This window comes from Arcicella lustrica (genome assembly GCF_034930985.1).
Lineage (GTDB): Bacteria > Bacteroidota > Bacteroidia > Cytophagales > Spirosomataceae > Arcicella > Arcicella lustrica.
Genome location: NZ_JAYGIM010000015.1, coordinates 13,076 through 34,952, shown reverse-complemented (window position 1 = coordinate 34,952; position 21,877 = coordinate 13,076). Strand labels below are relative to the sequence as shown.

The 21,877-nt window shown below is 33.2% G+C and carries 22 protein-coding genes; 11 read left to right on the top strand and 11 right to left on the bottom strand.

The window, feature by feature from the left end; translation table 11 throughout:
• The 4 genes from VB798_RS18735 to chrA all read left to right on the top strand — a co-directional run bounded on the left by VB798_RS18735 (window position 1) and on the right by chrA (window position 3,495).
• A complete protein-coding gene (locus VB798_RS18735) occupies window positions 1-378 on the top strand; it encodes a hypothetical protein (protein WP_323261151.1) in 378 nt (125 codons plus the stop codon).
• 30 nt (window positions 379-408) lie between these two features.
• Window positions 409-1,158: a superoxide dismutase gene (locus VB798_RS18730; RefSeq protein ID WP_323261149.1), complete on the top strand. Its 750-nt coding sequence runs from the start codon at window positions 409-411 to the stop codon at window positions 1,156-1,158.
• A 108-nt stretch (window positions 1,159-1,266) separates the two neighbouring features.
• Window positions 1,267-2,244 carry an isopenicillin N synthase family dioxygenase gene (locus tag VB798_RS18725; RefSeq protein ID WP_323261147.1) on the top strand — a complete coding sequence of 326 codons (978 nt, stop codon included), beginning with the start codon at window positions 1,267-1,269 and terminating at the stop codon, window positions 2,242-2,244.
• Window positions 2,245-2,328: 84 nt separating this feature from the next.
• Window positions 2,329-3,495, top strand: a complete 1,167-nt coding sequence (gene chrA, locus VB798_RS18720; protein ID WP_323261145.1) for a chromate efflux transporter — start codon at window positions 2,329-2,331, stop codon at window positions 3,493-3,495.
• 46 nt (window positions 3,496-3,541) lie between these two features.
• On the opposite strand, the gene rfbA is transcribed toward chrA, so the two are convergent.
• Genes rfbA through galE form a run of 3 tightly spaced genes read right to left on the bottom strand, consistent with a single transcriptional unit; the run spans window position 3,542 to window position 6,521 of the window.
• Window positions 3,542-4,402, bottom strand: coding sequence for a glucose-1-phosphate thymidylyltransferase RfbA (gene rfbA / locus VB798_RS18715; RefSeq protein WP_323261143.1), 861 nt, complete (start codon window positions 4,400-4,402; stop codon window positions 3,542-3,544).
• A gap of 11 nt (window positions 4,403-4,413) precedes the next feature.
• Window positions 4,414-5,472: a dTDP-glucose 4,6-dehydratase gene (rfbB, locus tag VB798_RS18710; RefSeq protein WP_323261141.1), complete on the bottom strand. Its 1,059-nt coding sequence runs from the start codon at window positions 5,470-5,472 to the stop codon at window positions 4,414-4,416.
• Window positions 5,473-5,504: 32 nt separating this feature from the next.
• A complete protein-coding gene (galE, locus tag VB798_RS18705) occupies window positions 5,505-6,521 on the bottom strand; it encodes a UDP-glucose 4-epimerase GalE (RefSeq protein WP_323261139.1) in 1,017 nt (338 codons plus the stop codon).
• A 242-nt stretch (window positions 6,522-6,763) separates the two neighbouring features.
• Between galE and VB798_RS18700 the strand changes: the two genes are divergently transcribed.
• Window positions 6,764-7,600 carry a transglutaminase-like domain-containing protein gene (locus VB798_RS18700; protein WP_323261137.1) on the top strand — a complete coding sequence of 279 codons (837 nt, stop codon included), beginning with the start codon at window positions 6,764-6,766 and terminating at the stop codon, window positions 7,598-7,600.
• 126 nt (window positions 7,601-7,726) lie between these two features.
• Here the strand turns inward: VB798_RS18700 and VB798_RS18695 are convergent, their stop codons facing one another.
• Window positions 7,727-8,362 (bottom strand): 4'-phosphopantetheinyl transferase family protein, encoded by a 636-nt coding sequence (locus VB798_RS18695; RefSeq protein ID WP_323261135.1) that lies wholly within the window; start codon window positions 8,360-8,362, stop codon window positions 7,727-7,729.
• A 125-nt stretch (window positions 8,363-8,487) separates the two neighbouring features.
• Between VB798_RS18695 and VB798_RS18690 the strand changes: the two genes are divergently transcribed.
• From VB798_RS18690 to VB798_RS18675, 4 genes are read left to right on the top strand one after another with little or no spacing between them, the layout of a single operon-like run.
• Window positions 8,488-9,390, top strand: a complete 903-nt coding sequence (locus tag VB798_RS18690) for a WD40 repeat domain-containing protein (protein ID WP_323261133.1) — start codon at window positions 8,488-8,490, stop codon at window positions 9,388-9,390.
• A gap of 56 nt (window positions 9,391-9,446) precedes the next feature.
• Complete coding sequence (locus VB798_RS18685; RefSeq protein WP_323261131.1) at window positions 9,447-10,424, top strand: DivIVA domain-containing protein; 978 nt, start codon at window positions 9,447-9,449, stop codon at window positions 10,422-10,424.
• 51 nt (window positions 10,425-10,475) lie between these two features.
• Window positions 10,476-10,826 (top strand): dihydroneopterin aldolase, encoded by a 351-nt coding sequence (gene folB, locus VB798_RS18680; RefSeq protein ID WP_184135812.1) that lies wholly within the window; start codon window positions 10,476-10,478, stop codon window positions 10,824-10,826.
• Window positions 10,827-10,835: 9 nt separating this feature from the next.
• Entirely contained in the window at window positions 10,836-11,858 is a 1,023-nt protein-coding gene (locus VB798_RS18675; RefSeq protein WP_323261129.1) for a LacI family DNA-binding transcriptional regulator, read from the top strand.
• Window positions 11,859-11,912: 54 nt separating this feature from the next.
• Here VB798_RS18675 and VB798_RS18670 read toward each other — a convergent pair whose 3' ends face one another.
• The 3 genes from VB798_RS18670 to VB798_RS18660 all read right to left on the bottom strand — a co-directional run bounded on the left by VB798_RS18670 (window position 11,913) and on the right by VB798_RS18660 (window position 13,294).
• Window positions 11,913-12,329, bottom strand: coding sequence for an OsmC family protein (locus tag VB798_RS18670; RefSeq protein WP_323261126.1), 417 nt, complete (start codon window positions 12,327-12,329; stop codon window positions 11,913-11,915).
• Window positions 12,330-12,432: 103 nt separating this feature from the next.
• Window positions 12,433-12,843, bottom strand: coding sequence for a barstar family protein (locus VB798_RS18665; RefSeq protein WP_323261124.1), 411 nt, complete (start codon window positions 12,841-12,843; stop codon window positions 12,433-12,435).
• Between the two features lie 4 nt (window positions 12,844-12,847).
• Window positions 12,848-13,294, bottom strand: coding sequence for a ribonuclease domain-containing protein (locus VB798_RS18660; RefSeq protein ID WP_323261122.1), 447 nt, complete (start codon window positions 13,292-13,294; stop codon window positions 12,848-12,850).
• A gap of 334 nt (window positions 13,295-13,628) precedes the next feature.
• On the opposite strand from VB798_RS18660, the gene gyrA reads away from it, so the two are divergent.
• On the top strand, window positions 13,629-16,166 hold the full coding sequence (gene gyrA / locus VB798_RS18655) for a DNA gyrase subunit A (RefSeq protein WP_323261120.1): 2,538 nt from the start codon (window positions 13,629-13,631) through the stop codon (window positions 16,164-16,166).
• Between the two features lie 94 nt (window positions 16,167-16,260).
• Window positions 16,261-17,733 (top strand): tetratricopeptide repeat protein, encoded by a 1,473-nt coding sequence (locus VB798_RS18650; RefSeq protein WP_323261118.1) that lies wholly within the window; start codon window positions 16,261-16,263, stop codon window positions 17,731-17,733.
• Between the two features lie 347 nt (window positions 17,734-18,080).
• Here the strand turns inward: VB798_RS18650 and VB798_RS18645 are convergent, their stop codons facing one another.
• The 4 genes from VB798_RS18645 to VB798_RS18630 all read right to left on the bottom strand — a co-directional run bounded on the left by VB798_RS18645 (window position 18,081) and on the right by VB798_RS18630 (window position 21,511).
• The gene (locus VB798_RS18645) at window positions 18,081-18,551 is read right to left on the bottom strand and encodes a nucleoside triphosphate pyrophosphohydrolase family protein (protein WP_323261116.1); all 471 of its coding nucleotides are present in this window, start codon (window positions 18,549-18,551) and stop codon (window positions 18,081-18,083) included.
• Window positions 18,552-19,103: 552 nt separating this feature from the next.
• A complete protein-coding gene (locus VB798_RS18640; RefSeq protein ID WP_323261114.1) occupies window positions 19,104-19,571 on the bottom strand; it encodes a helix-turn-helix transcriptional regulator in 468 nt (155 codons plus the stop codon).
• 87 nt (window positions 19,572-19,658) lie between these two features.
• Window positions 19,659-20,516 (bottom strand): CvfB family protein, encoded by an 858-nt coding sequence (locus tag VB798_RS18635; protein WP_323261112.1) that lies wholly within the window; start codon window positions 20,514-20,516, stop codon window positions 19,659-19,661.
• 176 nt (window positions 20,517-20,692) lie between these two features.
• Window positions 20,693-21,511, bottom strand: a complete 819-nt coding sequence (locus VB798_RS18630) for a 2,3,4,5-tetrahydropyridine-2,6-dicarboxylate N-succinyltransferase (protein WP_323261110.1) — start codon at window positions 21,509-21,511, stop codon at window positions 20,693-20,695.
• Window positions 21,512-21,877: the final 366 nt, after the last annotated feature.

Below are 21,877 nucleotides of genomic sequence, written 5' to 3'. Positions count from 1 at the left end.
ATGAAAAAAATCTCAATTATTGTTCTTTTGGCTATTATCCCTACGTTTGTTAAAAGCCAAATCTTGTTAAAAGCACCGTCAGATTCATCTGCCTTATCGTTGTTATCTCCAATGATGAAAGATTACTTACATTCGTATCAGCAGAAGAACAACTTAAAACGATTTCCACAAAAGCCAATCGGTTTAGCTGAAATTAAAAAATCTGTAGAAAATATTGATAATTTAATTATTGTAAAGCCAGATTTGGCTCAAATGTCAAAAATGCCAGTTGTTCAGCCAACAACAGATATTAATCATCATTTAATAATTATTTCTCCAAAAGAACCGAATCGAATTACTCCTGAAAATAATCTTGAATTATTTAAAAAGGAAAATTAGATTTCATTAACATTTCAAACAAAATCTCCAATGAACCGTAAAAATTTCTTAAAGACAACTTTGGCATCGGCTTTTGCTTTGTCTGGTTTAAATTCATTTAGTTTTTCATTAAGAAGAAGTTATAACGATAAATTACCAAAGCTTACTTTGGATGAAGTTGTTTTAGAATCAGCTCCTTTTTCATTAGCAGCATTGCCTTATGCTCCTGAAAGCTTAGAACCAAGTATTGATAAATTGACGATGGAAATTCATCATGGGCGTCATCACAAGGCTTATGTAGATAACCTTAACAAAGCGATTGTAGGAACTCCTTACGAAAAATTGTCTTTATGGGATATTTTAAAAGAAGCAGGCAAAGCTCCAGCTGCTATTAGAAATAATGCAGGTGGACATTGGAACCATACTTTTTTCTGGAATGTGATGTCTCCTAAAGGCGGAGGAACACCTAAAGGAGAATTGTTAGAAGAAATCAACAAAACTTTTGGTTCGTTTGATAAATTCAAAGAAGAATTTGCGAAAGCTGGAACTACTCGTTTTGGTTCTGGTTGGGCTTGGTTAATTGTTCAAGACAAAAAGTTAGTGATTAGTTCAACTCCAAATCAAGACAACCCTTTGATGGATGTTGCTGAAAAGAAAGGTTCTCCAATTTTAGGATTAGATGTTTGGGAACACGCATATTACTTAAAATATCAAAACAAACGTGCGGATTACATTACTGCATTTTGGAATGTTGTAAATTGGGATGCGGTTTCAAAGAATTTTGAAAACATCATTAAATAATATTTTAGGTTCTGTGCATACTTTATGTACAGAACCTAATTTGAAAGCTTGAAAACGTTTATCATTTTTAAAAACCATCGTGAAATTTGATAAATAACATTTACTAACATGAATTCTGAAACACTTCTCGACACAATTCCATCACTTGATTTAGCAGATTTTCTTTCGGATAATCCCGAACGTAAAGAAAAATTTGTACAAGATTTAGGAGCTGCTTTTAATAATATTGGTTTTGTAGCCATTAAAAATCATGGTTTAACCAATGATGATACTGAAAAACTTTATGATAATGTTCAGAAGTTTTTCTTTTCTCCAGATGAATTAAAAATGCAATATGCCATTGAAGGAATTGCTGGACAAAGAGGTTATATTAGTAAAGGGAAAGAAACAGCTAAAGGTTCTAAAGTACCAGATTTAAAAGAATTTTATCACGTTGGTCAGCCAAAAATTGATGATGGTGACCCAATTTGGGAAGAATACCCAGATAATGTTTTTCCAAAAGAGCAACCAGATTTTGAAGAATATACACTTCATACCTACAAAACGTTAGAAAATGCGGGTAAGACCTTATTAAAGGCCATTGCTTTGTATTTAGAATTACCAGAAGATTATTTTGAAGAAAAAGTAAAACATGGGAACTCGATTTTAAGAGCGATTCATTATTTCCCGATTCTTAATCCTGAAGCATTACCAGAAGGAGCTGTGAGAGCTGCTGCACATGGAGATATTAATTTGATTACTTTACTGATGGGTGCTTCAGCGGAGGGACTAGAAGTTCTAAGAGCCGATGGTGTTTGGATTCCGATTACTTCTTTACCAGATTATGTTGTGGTAAACGTAGGTGATATGTTAGATAGGCTGACAAACCATAAATTAAAATCAACGATTCATCGTGTGGTAAACCCACCTAAAGAAAAATTGGGTACTTCACGTTTCTCTATTCCTTTCTTTATGCACCCTCGCTCAGAAATGAATCTTACTTGTCTGGAATCTTGTGTTGATGCAAATCATCCAAAAATGTATGTTGATATGACAGCAGGGGAGTTTTTGAATGAAAGACTAATTGAATTAGGCTTAAAGAAGTAATTTTGTTATTTATATAGAATCCATGAGATTATAGAATATCTCATGGATTTGTTTTTTAATTTATAAAAGCTATTTATTATCCAAATGAAAAAAATCAGAAGACTCATCTTTCTCCAAGACGTTCTGATTCTTGCTTGTACTTCTTTTGGAGGACCACAAGTACATTTGGCAATGTTTATTGACCGTTTTGTAAAGAAAAGAAATTATCTCACAGAAGCTGAATTACTTGAACTTCAAGCATTATGTGGATTTCTTCCCGGACCTACTTCTACACAAACAATTACTGCATTAGGTTACAAAATCGGTGGGCCAAATTTAGCATATCTGACTTTACTTGTTTGGATTACTCCAGCGGTTACAGTAATGACTGCCGCCGCTTTTGGAATGACTTATCTTCAGAATAGAAATATCATTAGGTTTATACAACCGATAGGAGTAGCCTTTATTATTCATGCAGGTTTTGTATTAGGACATAAAGTTATTAAAAATGTTTCTGGAATAATTTTGATGATACTTGCCGCTGGCTTTGCATTCTATTTTCAGTCGCCCTGGGTTTTTCCTATCTCATTGATAATTGGGGGGACATTTACAGCATTTAATTATAAAGATTATCCTCATCAAACAAAACATAAAATGGTTATTCCTTGGGCTAACTTTAATTTGTTTTGGATTTTTTTATTGTGTTTAGCATTACTTGGGCATTTTACAGATTATGAACCTATTCGATTGTTTGAAAACTTTTATCGAAATGGTAGTTTAGTTTTTGGCGGAGGACAAGTACTAGCACCAATTCTTTATACTGAATTTGTGGAATTTAAAGAATTAGTAAGAGCCGATGATTTTTTGACTGGGATGGCACTTTCCCAAGCCTTGCCCGGACCAGTCTTTGCATTTACTTCTTATTTAGGAACTTTAGTAATGAAAGAAGGTACTTGGTGGGAACAATTATTAGGAAGTGCTGTTGGAGCTGCAGGTATTTTTTTGCCCGGTACTTTTTTGATATTTTTTGTGTATAGAATCTGGGGACAACTAAAACAATACAGAGGAATCAGAGCCTCTTTGGACGGAATAAATGCCACTTCGATTGGATTGACTTTAGCAGCAGCCGTCACTTTCATTGTTCCAATGGTCAAGCAAGTAGACATTGTTGGTATGGTAACCGTAATTGCTACGTTTTTAATCTTACAATTTACTAAGATACCAAGCTTTTTTATTTTCTTAGGTGGGTTGATATTGGGATTTATCTTTTAAGAAAAAAGCCACTTCAGATATTACTCCAAAATGGCTTTTATTATTTTTATTTCAACAAACCTAAAAGATACTTACCATATCCACTTTTCACCAGTGGTTCTGCTACTTTTCTGAGTTGTTCTTCATTGATGAATCCCATTCTGTAAGCTACTTCTTCGATACAACCTACTTTTAATCCTTGTCTTTCTTCAATGACTTGTACAAATTGTCCTGCTTGCATTAATGACTCAAAAGTTCCAGTGTCTAACCAAGCTGTTCCTCTGTTCAATACTCCAACTTTTAGTTTCCCTTGTTTCAAATACTCCTTGTTAACATCTGTAATTTCATATTCTCCTCTTGGTGAAGGTGCTATGTTTTTAGCAATTTCAACCACTGAGTTATCATAGAAATATAAACCAGGTACTGCATAATTAGATTTTGGCTCAACTGGCTTTTCTTCAATGGAAAGTACATTGAAATCATCATCAAATTCTACTACTCCATATCTTTCTGGGTCATGGACTTGGTAGGCATACACTACGCCACCTTCTGGGTCGTTGTTGGCTTGAAGTAATTTACTTAATCCACTTCCGTAGAAAATATTATCTCCTAAAACTAAGGCTACTTTATCATCACCGATAAACTCTTCTCCAATTACAAAAGCCTGAGCTAATCCGTTTGGTAAAGGTTGTTCTGCATATTCAAATCTACAACCCACTTGCGAACCATCTCCCAAAAGCTTTTTGAAATGTGGTAAATCGTGAGGAGTAGAAATAATTAAGATTTCTTTGATGCCCGCCAACATCAGAATTGAAAGCGGATAATAAATCATTGGTTTGTCGTAAACAGGCATTAATTGTTTACTTACAGCTAAGGTTAGTGGATGAAGACGAGTCCCCGAACCACCAGCTAAAATAATTCCTTTCATTTTTTCTTGGTTTATCGGTTTGTGTACATTGAATCGTAATATTTCTGATAATTTCCCGAAGTAACATTATCAAGCCATTCTTGGTTGTTTAAAAACCAATCTACGGTTTTCTCAAGTCCTTCTTCAAATTGTAAAGATGGTTTCCAACCTAATTCGTTCATGATTTTTGTAGCATCAATGGCGTATCTCAAATCATGTCCAGCACGGTCAGTCACGTAAGTGATTAACTGTTCAGAAGTACCTTCTGGTCTTCCAAGTTTACTGTCCATCGTTTTACAAACCAACATAACGATGTCAATATTTTTCCATTCGTTAAAACCACCAATATTATACGTTTCGCCTAGTACTCCGTCATGGAAAACTGTATCAATTGCTCTAGCATGGTCAACAACAAACAACCAATCTCTTACATTTTCGCCTTTTCCATAAACAGGTAAAGGTTTATTGTTCAAGATATTGTGAATCATTAAAGGTAATAATTTCTCAGGGAAATGATTTGGCCCGTAGTTATTAGAGCAGTTTGTAATCACAACAGGTAATTTATAAGTATTACCATAAGCTCTTACAAAGTGGTCAGACGAAGCTTTTGAAGCAGAATAAGGAGAACGAGGGTCATAAGGAGTTGTTTCTGTAAAGAAATCTTCTGGATTGTGTAATTCTCCATAAACCTCATCCGTAGAAACATGGTAAAAACGCTTTCCTTCATAACCTAATGCTTTCCAAGTATTTTTTGCAGCGTTCAATAAATTACAAGTACCTACAACATTGGTCATGACAAAAGCCATTGGTTCAGAGATTGAACGGTCAACATGAGATTCAGCAGCTAAGTGAATAACCCCATCAAACTGATGTTCAGCAAATAAAGCGTCGATAAAACTAGCATCAACAATATCGCCTTTTACAAAAGTATAATTAGATTGATTTTCAATATCTCTTAAATTCTCCAAATTCCCAGCATAAGTCAATTTATCCAAATTGAAAATTTGATAATCGGGATATTTTGTAACAAATAGTCTGACAACATGTGAGCCAATAAAACCTGCTCCGCCCGTGATTAATAGTTTCTTCATAAACAAGTATTTTGTAAGTAAATGGTTATTCCTTATTTTTCAATTAGCTTTTTCTGCCAGTTCCAAGCATCGCCTAAGGCATCTGTTAACGTTTTTTCAGTTTTCCAACCTAAAATTTCATTAGATTTTGTGCAATCTGCATAAACAGCTACAACATCACCATCACGTCTTGGTTTGATACTATAATCAACTTTTAAACCAGTTGCAGCTTCAAAAGCATTGATTACATCCAAAACTGAACTGCCTGTTCCTGTTCCAATATTGAAGAAATCATAATATTGTCCTTCAGGTTGTTTCAACAATAAATCCAGTGCCGAAACGTGTGCTTTTGCTAAATCAACTACGTGAATATAGTCACGAACTGCAGTTCCATCTGGTGTTGGGTAATCATCGCCAAAAACTGCTAATGCTCCTCTTAATCCTGCAACACTTTGAGTTAAGAAAGGTACAAGATTAGCTGGAACGCCAAGTGGTAATTCACCAATCAAAACACTTTCGTGAGCCCCAATTGGATTAAAGTATCTTAGTGAAATAGCATGAAAGTTCTTTTCACTAATCACCGTATCTTTAATGATTTCTTCGCAAACTTGTTTGGTGTTTCCGTAAGGAGACATTGCTGGTTGTACGGCTGAATTTTCTGTTACTGGTAAAGTGTCGGGTTGTCCGTAAACTGTACATGAAGAAGAAAAAACTAAGTTTTGCACACCATATTCCAACATTTTTTGAAGCATCAGAACTGTTGCTGAAATATTGTTTTTGTAATATTTCAAAGGATTTGCTACCGATTCACCAACGGCTTTATTCGCAGCAAAGTGAATAATTCCATCAATTTTTTGTTCAGTGAATAATGTATCCCATGTAGCTGCTTCAGAAATATCTCCTTCATACAAAGTAACGGATTGACCGATGATTGTTTCGATGCCAGTAATGGCACTTTTTTCAGAGTTTGAAAAATTGTCAACGAGGACAGTTTCGTATCCAGCATTGTGAAGTTCAACTACTGTGTGAGACCCAATAAAGCCTGCACCACCTGTTACTAAAATTTTCATATTTTAAGTGAATCCAGAAAAAAGGAAGAGTTAAGTCAAGTTATTATCGCTTGTACAAAATATTCTGCACCAATTGATAATAAGTATGAGGTTGTGAAAAACAAATTTAGCATAAAGCCTTTCTAAAACAAAAAATATATAATTGCTTTTTAAATAAGAATTATCATTAAAAAAGAACCTGAAGCCCAAATTTGCACTTTTGAATAAGAAATGTTATTTTTAATCAATTTAAACGTGACAATATGAAGCAATCAGAAATTAAGGCTTTGGTTTCCTTATTAGAGGACGATGATAACGAAGTATTAAATCTTGTAGAAAATAAAATTAGATCTTTGGGTGGGTCGGTAATTCCGTTTTTAGAAGACCGTTGGGAGGAATCTTCTTTGAGCCCTTATACCCAGAAAAAAATTGAAGATTTAATTCATGATTTACAATATGAAGCCTTTTTTTCAAGATTAGTTACTTGGAAAGAAAATGGTGCGGAAGATTTATTAGAGGGAATGTGGGCAATCGCTACTTATCAATATCCTGAGCTTTCTATTGAAAAACTACGTCAAGATTTACAACAGATTTATTATGAGGTTTGGTTAGAAATTAGGGATAATATGCACCCGATGGATCAAATCAAAACGCTAAATTCTGTGATTTTTGGGAAGTTGAAATTTGGTGCCAATACCAAACATTTTCACTCAGCTTCCAATTCAATGTTGAATGTAGTGATGGAATCAAAAAAAGGAAATCCTATTTCACTCTGTGTGATTTATTTATTGATTGCCCAAAAACTAAGATTGCCTGTTTGGGGAGTAAATCTTCCTAATTTGTTTATTTTGACTTACAAATCTGAACAAATGCAATTTTATGTCAATGTTTTTAATAGAGGTTTAGTTTTTAGCAAAGTTGATATTGACAATTATATTTCTCAGCTAAATATAGCTCAAAATGATATTTTTTATCAACCTTGTAGCAATTTGGATATTATCAGACGAGTACTCAGAAACCTGACTTTGGCTTTTGAAAAAGTAGGAGATGACGATAAAGTACAAGAAATCGAAAAAGCACTGAAAGAAATGATGAAGTAAAAATTTGTTGCTCAAACATTGATTTGAGCAACAAATTAAGTATTCTATTTAAAATAAATGGTATTGTGTATGAATACAAGTGCAGTACGTTGATATTCAAATTCACAACTCACAATTAATCATTCTTTAAGTGACTGTCAACACATAATCATCGAAGTAAATCACAAAAAGCTGGTGTTCTGTTTTTAGTTGACCTTCAATAAAAATTTCGCCCTTTAACCTACTTGGCTTTTCTTCAAAAGGCTCAATATAAATATTTTCTTTGAGGGATAAATTCTTTTTCCCATACCATTTATATAAACTTTCCTTTGCACACCAGTAAATACAAAGTTTTAGTAAATCATTTTCTGAATGTTCAAGTTCTGAAGTGCTCAGAAATTTGTGTGCAACTCTACTTAGTTTATCTGAAATTCTTTCTAAATCAATTCCTACTTCTTCGTCTAAACTAATTACCACAGCAGCATACTCATTGGTATGTGTTAGCGAAATGTACGCAGTATGATTATTAATGAGATACGGGTTTTTGAATGAATCTTTACCAATGCCATGATAGTTTAAATCAAACAATTCCATTGTGTGTTTTGCACAAGTTCTGCTGGCTAACCATTCTAATTGTTTGGTAGGATGGCTCACATTTGAAAGACTGATTAAGTCTTTTTCATTAATCCCAAGATACTCCAAATAGAATGAGATTGTCTCTTCAATTTTCCAAAGAGTTAATATACTTTTTTCAGAAATATTTTTACAAAAAATTATTGCCATTTAACTATCCTGTAATTCAAAGCAATACAAACTCTTGAAGAGCTTAAGCAGCTTTGATTGTTGTCATTAGACGCAAAATAAACTATTTTTGCTTAAATAAAGATTTAAAATTTTAAACACTACTTATGCAAGTTGATAGAATAGATACATTTTCTGGTCATCGTGACTGTGTTTATACGCTTGAAGGTAGTGCAGATGCTACAGAGTTTTTTTCGGCGGGTGGCGACGGACTTGTGGTAAGATGGAATTTACAAAAGCCAGATTTAGGAGAATTAATCGCACAAGTTCCTGCTTCTGTTTATGCAATTTGTTTGGATAAACAGAGAAATCAACTTTGGGTAGGGCAAAATTTTGATGGCATTCATCTCATAGATGTTGTACACAAAAAAGAAATAAAATCTTTAAAAATTACTTCAGCTTCTATATTCGATATTAAAATACATGAAAACATAGCTTTAATCGGTTTATCTGATGGCATAATCGTTGTAATGGATGTCGATACTTTTAGTGTAAAAAAGCATTTAAAAGCTTCTGAGAAAAGTGTTAGAAGTATAGATATAAATGAAAAAACAAATGAATTTGCAGTAGGATACAGTGATTTTTCTGTAAAAATCTTTGATTTGCAGGATTTTTCATTGAAATTAGTGATAAATGAACATTCAAATTCAATCTTTTCCGTTTGTTATTCACCAGATAAAAAATATTTATTAACTACAGGAAGAGATGCTCATTTGAAGGTTTGGGATGTTGCTCAAAAATATCAATTAAAAGAGAATATTGTAGCACACCTTTTTGCAATTAACCATATTACCTACCACCCAACTGGTGATTTTTTTGCAACTTGTAGCATGGATAAATCCATTAAGATTTGGGATGCGATTAACTTTAAATTATTGAAAGTAATTGATAGAGCCAGACATGCTGGACATGGGACATCGGTAAATAAACTATTTTGGAGTACTTACGAAAATCAGTTGATTTCTGCCTCCGACGACAAACAAATAGCTGTTTGGGGATTGAAAAGCTAGAATGAGTCTTTTTTTAGAAGCCAAGCATTTTGCGACCAAATTAAACAATTAAGAAAATGAGAATTACTCCATTAGAAATAAGAAAACATACTTTTGATAAAAGCTTTAGAGGTTACGATACAGAATCAGTTGAAGCTTTTTTACTTTCGCTTTCGCAAGAATGGGAACGTGTTGGTGATGATATGCGCCAATCAAAACAAAAACTAGAAGTAGCTGAACGTGAAATTGTTAGAATGAAAGAGATTGAAAATAGTCTCTTTAAAACATTGAAAGCTGCTGAGGAAGCTCAAGACCAAATTAATGTTAAAGCTCAGAGTGAAGTAGAGCAACTTAAAGAAAATGCTAGAATTGAAGCAGAAGAAATATTGAATGAAGCACGGAAAAATGCTAAAATGATTGTTTCTGATGCAGAAAATAAAGCTAAGTTTTTGGTAGAAGAAGCCGTGAATGATTTAAAAAATTATGAACGTGACTTCAAAGCAATGGAAAAATACAAAGAGTTTTTAGTTGTTGAACTTAAACGTTTTGCTAATGATACTTTAGAAAAAGTTGCAAAATTTGAAGATAATCTAAGTTCAAGGACTACTTTTCAGAAAATTGAAAATGTTGTTGAAAAATCTGTTTCTTCTGTTTCGCCTTCAAATGAAGTAAAAAGTAGTGTTGTAGAAGAGCCAACAAAACAAATACCGACAATTCCAGTTAAGGAAGAAGTGTTTATAGAAAATGCACCTTTATTTGCTAAGGCTGAAGAATCAAAAAATGAAACAGAAATTCTTTTTGAACCTGCCAATGATTTTGATGATGAAAATGAAGAATTGCCTGAAGTACATAAAATATTAGAAAAGCAAGACCAAGTTATTTTTAATGCCAAAGCAGACGAATTGGTAAGAGAAATGAGAACCATAAAAGTAAAACCAAGAAAACCAGGTAAAGATGATGGACTCCCAACGGTTTCATCTGTCATGGAGGAATTTGGGAAAGATAATTCAAGTGGAATCTCAAACGGTGGCGGTTCTTTTTTTGATGATTTGTAGTTTTTTGAAATTAAATTAATACTTTAAGAAGTATTTTGAAATAAGAAAACAATGGGAATAATTGCCCTTGAAGGCATTGAGTTTTTTGCATATCATGGAGTATATGCTGAAGAACAAAAAATTGGGAATCGATATCAAATAGATATTGCTATTACAACTGATTTCTCTGAAGCTGCTGAAAATGATAAACTTAGCGATACAGTGAATTATGGAGATGTGTATGAAATCATTTCAGGAGTAATGAAAATAAAAGCAAAATTATTAGAACACATAGCCCAATTAATTATTAAAAGTGTTCGAAACCGCTATCCAAAAGTAGAATTAATAGAAGTTTCAGTATCAAAGTTTAATCCACCTATCGGAGGTGTTTGTACAAGAGCAAAAGTAACGCTGAAAGGATAAAATAAATTTATGGCACATCAAGTAACGATTAAAGATTTAGCTCGCCATTTGAATGTTTCAGTGGCAACAATTTCTCGTGCTTTGCGTGACATGCCAGAAATAAAACCAGAAACTCGTCAGGCAGTTTTGCAATTAGCAAAAGAGTGGGATTATCAGCCCAATATCTTGGCAACAAGTTTGGTAAAGAGTAGAACTAAAACCATTGGCGTAATTGTACCTGATTTGGCTTATCATTTTTTTGCTTCTGTAATAAAAGGTATTGAGGCTGAGGCGATTGCTCGTGGATATAGCTTACTTTTAACGCAAACAAGCGAGCTGTATGAAAGAGAACTCATCAATGTCCAAAATTTATCGAGAGGTCAAGTAGAAGGTTTTATCATTTCACTTTCTCAGGAAACTGTGGATTTAGATCATCTAAAACGCTTGCAAAGAAAAGGTATTCCTCTCGTTTTTTTTGATAGAGATGCTCAAGAACTTGATGTTTCTAAAGTGATGGTTGATAATGTTGGTGCCGCTTATGAAGCCACCAAACATTTAATTGATAATGGCTGTAAAAGAATTGCTTTTTTAGCTGGTCCACAGAGTGTTACTGTGAGTAATCAAAGATTGGAAGGTTACGGAAATGCTTTAAAAGATCATGGAATGCTAGTAGAAGATGAGCTGATTCTTCATGGGGAGTATGCTTTGTCTAAGGCAGTAGCAATTACGCATCATCTATTAAATCTTGAAAATAGACCAGACGGATTAATTGTTGTGAGTGACCGTTTGGCTGTAGGTGCAATTTCGGCTTTAAAAGCACGAAATATTAAAATTCCTGATGAAGTAGCGGTAGTAAGTTTTAACGACGAGCCAATTTGTACTGTTATCACACCGACTTTATCTAGTGTTGCTCAACCTACTTTGGATATCGGAAGAAACGCAACCTCTTTATTAATTGATGAAATAGAAGATGCTGCTGGTACTTTTAAGCCGGAAATACAAATATTGAAAACCCAATTAATTGTCAGAGAATCTTCTCAACGATTAAAATAGCATAAAAATAATTAAGCCCGAAGTAAATATTGATTTCTTCGGGCTTTGTTATTTTTAAAGCAATGTAGCATCCAAGCTGATTGTTGCGTTAAAAAGTTTTGAAATTGGACAATTCACTTTTGCATGATTTACCAATTCTTCAAATTTATCTTGCGTCAAACCTGCGGCTTTAACAGAAGTTGTTAATTTGATTTCGTTGATGGCGCCATTTTCTAAAATTACTTGTGAGCTTGTATCAATAACATCTGCCACAAAACCAGCACCTTGTAAATTGAACGCTAATTGCATAGAAAAACATCCTGCATGAGCTGCCGCAACTAATTCTTCTGGATTAGTACCAATTCCATCTTCAAAGCGAGTATTAAAAGAGTATTGTGTGTTACTCAAAACACCACTTGGACTTGTTAATGTACCTTTACCATCTTTACCTGCGCCAATCCATTGGGCAGTAGCACTTCTTTTGATTTGCATGATTTTTTTTATTTAAGTTTATGAGACAAATTTACTTCAATTCATTTACTGAGTAAATGTACATTTAGCTCTTTTTGTTGTACATTTTTCCCAAATACATTTTTCAGTCGATATAACTAATTCCTAAAGTTTCTAAATCGTCTTCCGCCAATTCAGAAGGTTCAATATAAATATTTAAAACCTTTGTGTTGTCGTTGCGTTTCCATTCTTCGGCAGCATCATCTAGCACTGTCAAGATAATTTCTCTAATCTCATCATTCTCTTCTTCCAGAAAGTTGTCATAATTTTTGAAAACAATACGAATATCATTTTCGTCAAGCCAATCTAAATCATTAATTAGCTCATCAAACGAATCCATATTATGATTGAAATAATCAGGAAAACGAAGAGCATCCCCCAGAATTTTATAGAAAGCTTCAGCAGTATCAGCTTTTTCACCATCTATAATAGCTACTAAAATATTGTTTTGAGATGTTTGAGTATATGTTTCTTTTAAAATGTAATAATTTGCCATTGCATTATTTTATTTCAACAAATGATTGATAATGATTTTTAGTATAATAGGCTTTTTTGTCGGAACCAGTTACTAATCTTTCGGCACCTCTGTTTTTACCTTCAATTTTCGGGTAAATATCCCACTCTTGATAATGAATATTTTGATCGTACTGATTTTTTTTAGGGAGTAAGCCTTCATAATTCCCAAATTTTCTACCTCCTACATAACCATTTAGCGGACGTCCATTTTCTCGAACAAATTTCAAAACTTTTATTGCTTGCGGGGGAATTTCTTGAGATGCTTGATTACTTTGCTGAAGTACTTCATAATAATAAGTTTTTTCACTCGTTTCAGCAATGTAGTTGTGATTATTAAGAATAACGTTTTTTGTAGGATAACAATTTGCTGAAAAACTAGTAAAAAGGCAAAGGACAACAAAAGTGAGAGTACGAAGTAATAGATTTTTCATAGTTGAGGATAGTTTTGGTAAAACTACAAAAGAAGTTTTGAATTTTATTTGACAATATTTTTTTTAATAAAAAAATCATCACAAAAGTATTTTATTGTCAACTTAGTCACGATTTTGATGGAATCAATTTGCAGTGAATTATAATTCAATCAAGTTTGGATAATCTTCTCATAAAGCTTGTATTCTCGTCCCTCTCAAATTTGCAAAACCATTAAAATTTCACGAAATTTGTATAAAATGGCATTTTAAGGGTACTTAAAATTATACCAATTGATTTTGTTATTGAGAAAAATCAAAAAAGGTACGTAAGTCCCTTCAACCAAACCTTATTTATATGTCAGAACAACATAGTAACATTATTTCGATTAACATTGAGGACGAAATGCGTGGTGCTTACATTGACTATTCAATGTCAGTTATTGTGTCTCGTGCCTTACCAGATGTCCGTGATGGATTAAAACCTGTTCACCGCCGAGTACTTTTTGGGATGGATGAATTAGGTGTGAATTACAACAAAGCTTATAAAAAGTCAGCTCGTATTGTTGGTGAGGTAATGGGGAAATTTCACCCACATGGTGACTCCTCAGTATATGACACCATGGTGAGAATGGCTCAGGAATGGTCGTTAAGGTATCCACTCGTTGATGGTCAAGGAAACTTTGGTTCTGTTGATGGCGATTCACCTGCGGCGATGCGTTATACTGAAGCTAGATTAAAAAGAATAGCTGAAGAGCTTTTAGGAGACCTCAATAAAGATACAGTCGATTTCCAAAATAACTTCGATGATTCTCTTCAAGAACCAACGGTACTTCCTTCAAAAATTCCTAATTTATTATTAAATGGTACTTCTGGTATTGCAGTAGGGATGGCCACCAACATGGCACCTCATAACTTAACAGAAGTAGTTGAAGGAATTATTGCCTACATTGATGATAGAGATATTACTATTGAAGGCTTGATGCAGTACATCAAAGCTCCAGATTTTCCAACCGGAGGTACTATTTATGGTGTTTCAGGTATTAAAAATGCTTTTGCTACGGGTAGAGGAAGAATCGTAGTGCGTGGAAATGCTACTTTTGAGACATCAAAAACTGGAAAAGAACAAATTATTGTTTCTGAAATTCCTTACATGGTCAATAAAGCATCATTGATTAAACAATGTGCTGATTTGGTGAATGAAAAGAAAATTGAAGGAATTTCTGAAATCAGAGATGAATCTGACCGTGACGGTATGCGTATCGTTTTTGATTTGAAAAGAGATGCTGTTCCAAATGTAATTTTGAACAATCTTTACAAACAAACGGCATTACAATCTTCGTTTTCAGTTAATAATGTTTGTTTGGTAAAAGGTCGTCCTTATACGCTTACATTAAAAGACTTAATTCATTATTTCGTAGAACACAGAAACGAAGTAGTGATTCGTCGTACTCAATACGATTTAAGAGAAGCCCAAAAAAGAGCACATATTTTAGAAGGCTTTATTATTGCCCTTGATAACTTAGATGCTGTTATTAAACTCATCCGTGAATCACGTGACCCACATACGGCTCAACTTGGTTTGATGGAACAGTTTAATCTTTCTGAGATTCAATCAAAAGCAATTCTTGAAATGCGTCTTCAACGCCTTACTGGTATGGAGCGTGACAAGATTTTGGCTGAATATGAAGAAATTAAACGTTTGATGGAAGATTTACAAGATATTTTGGATAGACCAGAACGTCAGTTGCAAATCATCAAAGACGAATTGATTGAAATTAAAGAACGTTACGGTGATGCTCGTCGCACGCAAATCAACATGACAGATGATGAATTCTCGATTGAAGATATGATTGCTGATGAGGAAATGTTAATTACTGTTTCGAATCAAGGTTATATCAAGCGTACTCCAATCAGCGAATACAAAGCGCAAGGAAGGGGAGGAGTAGGTTCTCGTGCAGTAGCTACAAAAGATAGCGATTATACAGAACATCTATTCACAGCAACCATGCACAATTGGTTACTCTTCTTTACTGAAAGTGGAAAATGTTTCTGGTTAAGAGTATATGCTGTTCCTGAAGGACAAAAAACTGCAAAAGGAAGACCAGTTCAAAATTTAATGAATATTGAAAGTGGTGATTCAATCCGTGCAGTAATCAATGTCAAATCGCTTACAGATCCAGATTACATCAATAATAACTTTATTGTAATGTGTACTGAGGATGGAACGATTAAGAAAACAACATTAGAAGCTTATTCTCGTCCACGTCAGAATGGTATCATTGCTATTACGATTAGAGAAAATGATAGATTATTAGATGTATCGTTAACAAACGGAAATAATCATATTATCATTGCAACAAACACTGGTCGTTCGGTTCGTTTTGAAGAATCACGTGTTCGTCCGATGGGTCGTTCTGCTGCCGGTGTTAAAGGTATTTGGCTTGACGAAGAGAAGCAAGACGAAAAAGCAATTGGTATGGTATGTATTGAAGACCCAGAAACACAACAGTTGTTGGTAGTCTCTGAAAAAGGTTTCGGTAAACGTTCTGATGTTGAAGATTATCGTTTAACAAACCGTGGCGGAAAAGGAGTGAAGGCACTCAATTTAACTGACAAAACAGGTAACTTGGTAGCAATTAAAGAAGTAACTGACAATAATGATTTAATGATTATTACAAAATCAGGTATTTTAATCCGAATTGCTGTAGCCGATTTACGTGTAATGGGCAGAAATACCCAAGGTGTTAAATTGATTCGTTTGAAAAATGAATCAGATGAAATCTCTTCTGTAACAAAAATTGTTAAAGATCCAGAAGAAGAAATCGTTACAGATATTACGCCAGAAGCAGATGTAGATACAGCATCTACTGAAGGTGAAGTAACCCAAGAATAGCTATTTTAAGAGAGTACCGTTTGTAAAATCGCAGTAAAATGCGATTTTACTTTTTCAATAATTTAATAAATAGAAACCATTTCCAAACAGAACAATGAAAAAAATCACACTTGCTCTTTTCGCAATACTGATGACAGCAGGAGCAGCCTCTGCTCAAATGGACAAACTTATGGTTGAGGCTAATCGTAAAACTATTTCCGATGCGGTAAAGAAAGCTGATGCGGCTGTTACTAAGAAAGATTCGGCAAAAGCTAAAACTTGGTTGACTCGTGGAGAAGCATATTTAGACCTTGCCAATTCTCAAGATTCAGTGTTGACAAAAGGAGAACCTTTAGCAGCTTACAAAGCTGTAGAGTATTTCAAAAAAGCAATCGCCTTAGAAAAAGATGGAGCAGCTGGTATTGCAGCTAAAAAATATCTTTTACTTACTTATGCAAAAGACGGAAAGCCAGAAATTGAAGGACAAAAAACATTTAGTGCTTTCATGAATGGTGGTATTGCTAAATATCAAGCTAAAAATTTTACTGGTGCTGTAAAAGATTTGCAAATGGCATCTGAAATTAGCCCTAAAGATACAACTGCAGCGATGTACACAGGTGTGATTGGTCAAATGGCGAAAGATGATGCAGCTGCCAAAGCAGGATTTGAAAAATTCCTAGAACTAGGAGGGAAGGACCCTGCAATGGTTTATGCTTTAGCTCAGATTTATAGAAACGAAAAAAATGAAGAAAAAGCAATTTCAACATTAGAAAAAGGGATTGCTCTTCATCCAAATAACAAAGATTTAAAGTCAGAGAAAATCAATTTACTTTTATCATTCAAAAAGATTGATTTAGCCATCAAAGAACTTGAAAGTTCAGTAGCTAAAGGAAATAGCAACCCACAAGAAGTATTAAACTTAGGGATTCTTTATGAAAACAAAGCTCAAGAATTTGCTCCAGAAATCCGCTCGTTAAGAGAAACTTTAGCTGATAATAATGTAGATGCTTTAAAGAAAAAAATTCAAGCACAAAAGGATAAAGTAGGAGCTTATGACGAAGAAATTAAGCGTTTGACTGACAAAATCAAAAAAGATCCTAAGAGTGCAGCGGCTTCAAAAAAACAAATTGCATCAGTAAAGGAAATGCAAAATGAACAAAAAGCTGAATTAACTAAGCTTAATGAAGAGGCTGCTAAACAAGCATCAAGTGGAGTAAATGTAGAAGAAGTAAATAAAAAATTAGCTGATTTAGAAGCAAAACAAAAAGAAGCGAAAGAATCTGCTTTAAACTTCTACAAGAAATCATTAGACTTAGATCCTAATAACTACGATGTTAACTTCAATTTAGGCGTAATGAGCTTTAATGAAGCTGTAGAGATTAAGAAAAAAGTTGATTTGTTAGATATGGCTGCTTATAAGACTGAAGGTAAGAAAATCGAAGAGCAAGCAGACAAGAAATTCAGAGAAGCTTTACCATATTTTGAGAAAGCGTATTCAATCAAACAAGAAGACGATTTGAAATCAAGTTTGAGAAGCTTATACCAAATTTTGAAAATGGAAGATAAGCTTAAAGCTTTAGGAGAATAGTAAAAGCTAATTTTGAAATAAATAAAAGGCCTCAGAAATCTGAGGCCTTTTATTTTGTCTTTATGAGTGGAAATATAAACCTTTTTCCTTTTAAATGTTTTATTTAACATAATGTAAATTATGTAACATTTAAATTTAATAAATTAATGCAGAATATTAAGGTGAATTATGATGAGTTACGAAAGAAAGCACTTTCCTTTCGTGTTGATAATAAGGAAGTTATACTTGTTCTGAGATTTGTAATTGTTTTTTGGTAAGCGCTGAGAATTCCATAAATATTTAAATGAATGCTTCTGTCTTGAATATTTAATTCTAAAGCGGCTATATATTCAAGACAGAAAGTTTAATTATGCTGTAATTATGCTCTCTAAATCTGCAGGAGAATATTTTACAGATTTGAGTACTTTATTATCTGAAATTCTATAGACTAAAAATTTATCGCCATCTTTAACGATTTCAGCCAAAGTACCGTCTTTTTCAAAATAGAATTTTACAGTTTCTTCAGCTTCTTCATAAGTATTACAAGCCTTAGACATATTAGATCTTTGTACTTCATTAAATAATTCAACAAATTTATTTCCAAGCCCAAATTCTAACACAGCTCCAGAAAGGACGTATTGAATATCACAGAGAGCATCAGCAATTTCTACAATGTCATTAGCTTCAATTGCTTCTTGTAATTCTTTTAGCTCTTCAGCGATAAGGCTTACTCTTAAATTACATCGTTCTATAGAAGGAATTTGTGGCGTATCAAGAATTGGAGCTTTGAATGTACGATGAAATTCAGCTACTTGATTAAGAGAATCGATACTTTGCATGTTTAAAATGATAATGTTTAATGAAAAATGAAATGATATTACTCCTCAATATGAGGCATTATTCCTTAGTTTTACTAATGAATTTATAAGTATCTAATTTTCAGGCACTTATAAATTCACGTGGAACACTTGGTCTTATTGTATTGATTATCAATTGATTATATGTTTTGTTTTATATTTCGTGAAACGATTTGCTACAGATAATAGATAAATATTTGTAGCAAAACAACGATGGTGTCGGATAGAAAATCGAAAATAAAAATTTCTATTCTGCTTTAATATATATCTTAAAAATAAAATCTGGTTTTAGAAAAATAGAAAACTTTTTTAATTTTTGAATTCTTTAGTTTGCGTTATTTTTGATTTTAAGAACCTATCTCTTTTAACTAAAACTATATCCTGATTTTTAGAAATTAACATAAAATAAAGCATAAAATTGAGCTCTATCCTATCTAATTATTAAAAGTTATATTTCAAAATGAAGTTGATATCTCCTATTTTTCGATAAATATTCATTTTATATATCTTAAAAAAATACAATTATGACCTATTTTAAACAGGCTTGCTTTCCATGAAAGTTCCATCAGTATAAAAGATTACAATCCTTTCAATTTGCTTCCCAGATGGAGCTGGTGCTTCAATCTCAGGACGCTCAGTTTTGCGCCTTTGTAGGGCGTTTACAGGTGTTTGTACATACAATTGCTCAGGAGTAACATTTTTAATTGATTCTGAGGGCTTTGCCTCTCTATTTGGATGCTGTCTAATCGGCTGAGAATTAGCTATTTGATTGCTATTTTGTATTGTATTGATATTGGGTAATTCATTGTCAAAAAGAAGCCAATCTCTATCTATATCAGGAAATACCTTTAAAATCCTTTGTACAATGTCTAAACTTGGCTTATTTCTTCCAGAAAGGATATGAGAAATACTGCTTCTTTGAATACCAATGGCATCAGCAAAATAGCTAGGAGACAAACCCTTGTCTATTATTATTTGTTCAATCTTTTTATTTAAATCCATGTTACATGTGTGAAATTTACATTTGTATGTATAATATTGTAAATTTATAATGTAAAACTGGTAAAAACAAATGTAAACTATATACAATTACTCAGATTGAATAATGTAAATTCCATTGTCTTGTATTGAAATCACTTTATCTTTGTATAAACCCCCAATCGCTTTCTTGAAATCCTTTTTTGACATTTGTAAATTGCTATAAATAACCTCAGCGTCAGTTTTATCGTTGTAAGGTAAAAAGCCTTTCTGTGCATGCAAGGATGATAAAATGACTTGTTTAAGATTGTCAATCCTATCAAATCCTATTTTTCCAAGGGCTAAATCTATCTTTCCATCATCTCTTATTTTCTTGATGTATCCAATTGTAAATTCACCAAGATTGACATTTCTAAATGCTTCGTTTTTGTATATTACCCCTATTTTACATTTGTTAATCAGAGCTTTTATTCCAAGTTCTGTATATTCATAAGGAAGTAATTCTACTTCATCTCTTTCATTAAATATTGGGTCAACTTCAGGAAGAAATTTATCAATTTTAGCAGATGCTACAATTCTTTGAGTCTCTTCATCAATGTATATATACACTAAATAAGACCTGCCTACTGCCATTTTAGAAAGCTGCTCGCCGAATGGAACGAATAAGTCTTTCATCAACCCCCAGTCAAGAAATACACCTAATTTACTCACATCTTTTACTTTCAAATAAGCAAATTCTCCTACCGTTACAAAAGGTTTTAAGGTAGTTGCAATAAGTCTATCTTCTGAATCTCTGTAAATAAAGACATCTAAAAATTGTCCTATTTCTGTACCTTCTGGAACATAGACTCTTGGTATTAAAATTTCTTCTCCTTCAAAGCCATCTAGGTATAAGCCGAAGTCTAATTCCTTGATGACTTGAAGTCTATTATATTTTCCTAATTGTAAAGGAGCTACATCGTTAATCATCTGATTTTATATTTATTTGTTTCGAATAGAATGAATATTCAGTTAATCGCTAATATCTCTGTTAAAACAACTCAAATGAAATATAAGTATATATTTCGATTTACTCTAATGTATGTTGATATAAGCAAAAAAGTCGTGAATTATCACGACTTTTTTGCTTATTAGTAAAGGTAATTTTAAACCACTACATTATTTTCTCTTAAAGCTTGGTTTAAAGACGTTTTAAGGTCTGTACTTTCTTTTCGTTTACCAATGATAAGTGCACAAGGAACATTGTATTCTCCAGCAGCAAATTTCTTAGTAAGACTTCCAGGAATTACCACGCTATTTTCTGGCACGAAACCAATATATTCAATTGGTTCTGGACCTGTAACATCTATGATTTTAGAGCTACCAGTAATAGTCACACCTGCACCTAATACAGCACGTTTACCAATTCTAGCACCTTCTACTACAATACAACGTGAGCCAATGAATGCACCATCCTCAATAATTACTGGAGATGCCTGAGGTGGCTCTAAAACGCCACCAATTCCAACGCCACCACTCAAGTGAACATCTTTACCGATTTGCGCACAACTACCTACTGTAGCCCAAGTATCAACCATTGTTCCAGAATCTACATAAGCACCGATGTTTACATAACACGGCATCATAATAACACCTTTTGCTAAAAAGGCTCCATATCTTGCTACTGCTGGTGGTACAACACGAACGCCTAAATTAGCATAATTGTTTTTTAATTTCATTTTGTCATGAAACTCAAAAATACCAACTTCTTGAACCTCCATTTGACGAATTGGGAAATACATTACTATCGCTTTCTTTACCCATTCATTAACTGTCCAAGTACCATCTTCGTTAGGATTAGCCGTTCTTAACTCTCCCTTATCTACTTTCTCAACTATTGATTCAATAGCTTTTTTGGTCTCATCAGAAGCTCTTAAACTAGGGTTTTCCCAAGCGTTTTCAATAATTTGTTTTAAATTTTCCATTTAAATATTTTGAATATCGTTACTTATAATTAGTGTGCAAAGATAAACTGTTTTTATACAAAGTCAGAAGGTTTCTACAGATTAGAGTGAATAAATAGGTTATTTATCCGATTAGATAATGTATTATAAAAGTTAGTCCTTTTTTATCGAACATTATCTTAAACTTTAGACTATACCATTTAAATTATTGATTATCATTTCTTTGTGTTTTGAATGTTTACGTTTAGGAATAGGTGTCAAAATATTATTTGGTGGTATTATTGCTTTATTTTATGACATTTTGTCACAAAGAAGTACTCGGTTTATTTTTATACTGCAATAGCTAATTTTATAATTTCTTCAAATGGTATTTGAATTACATCATCC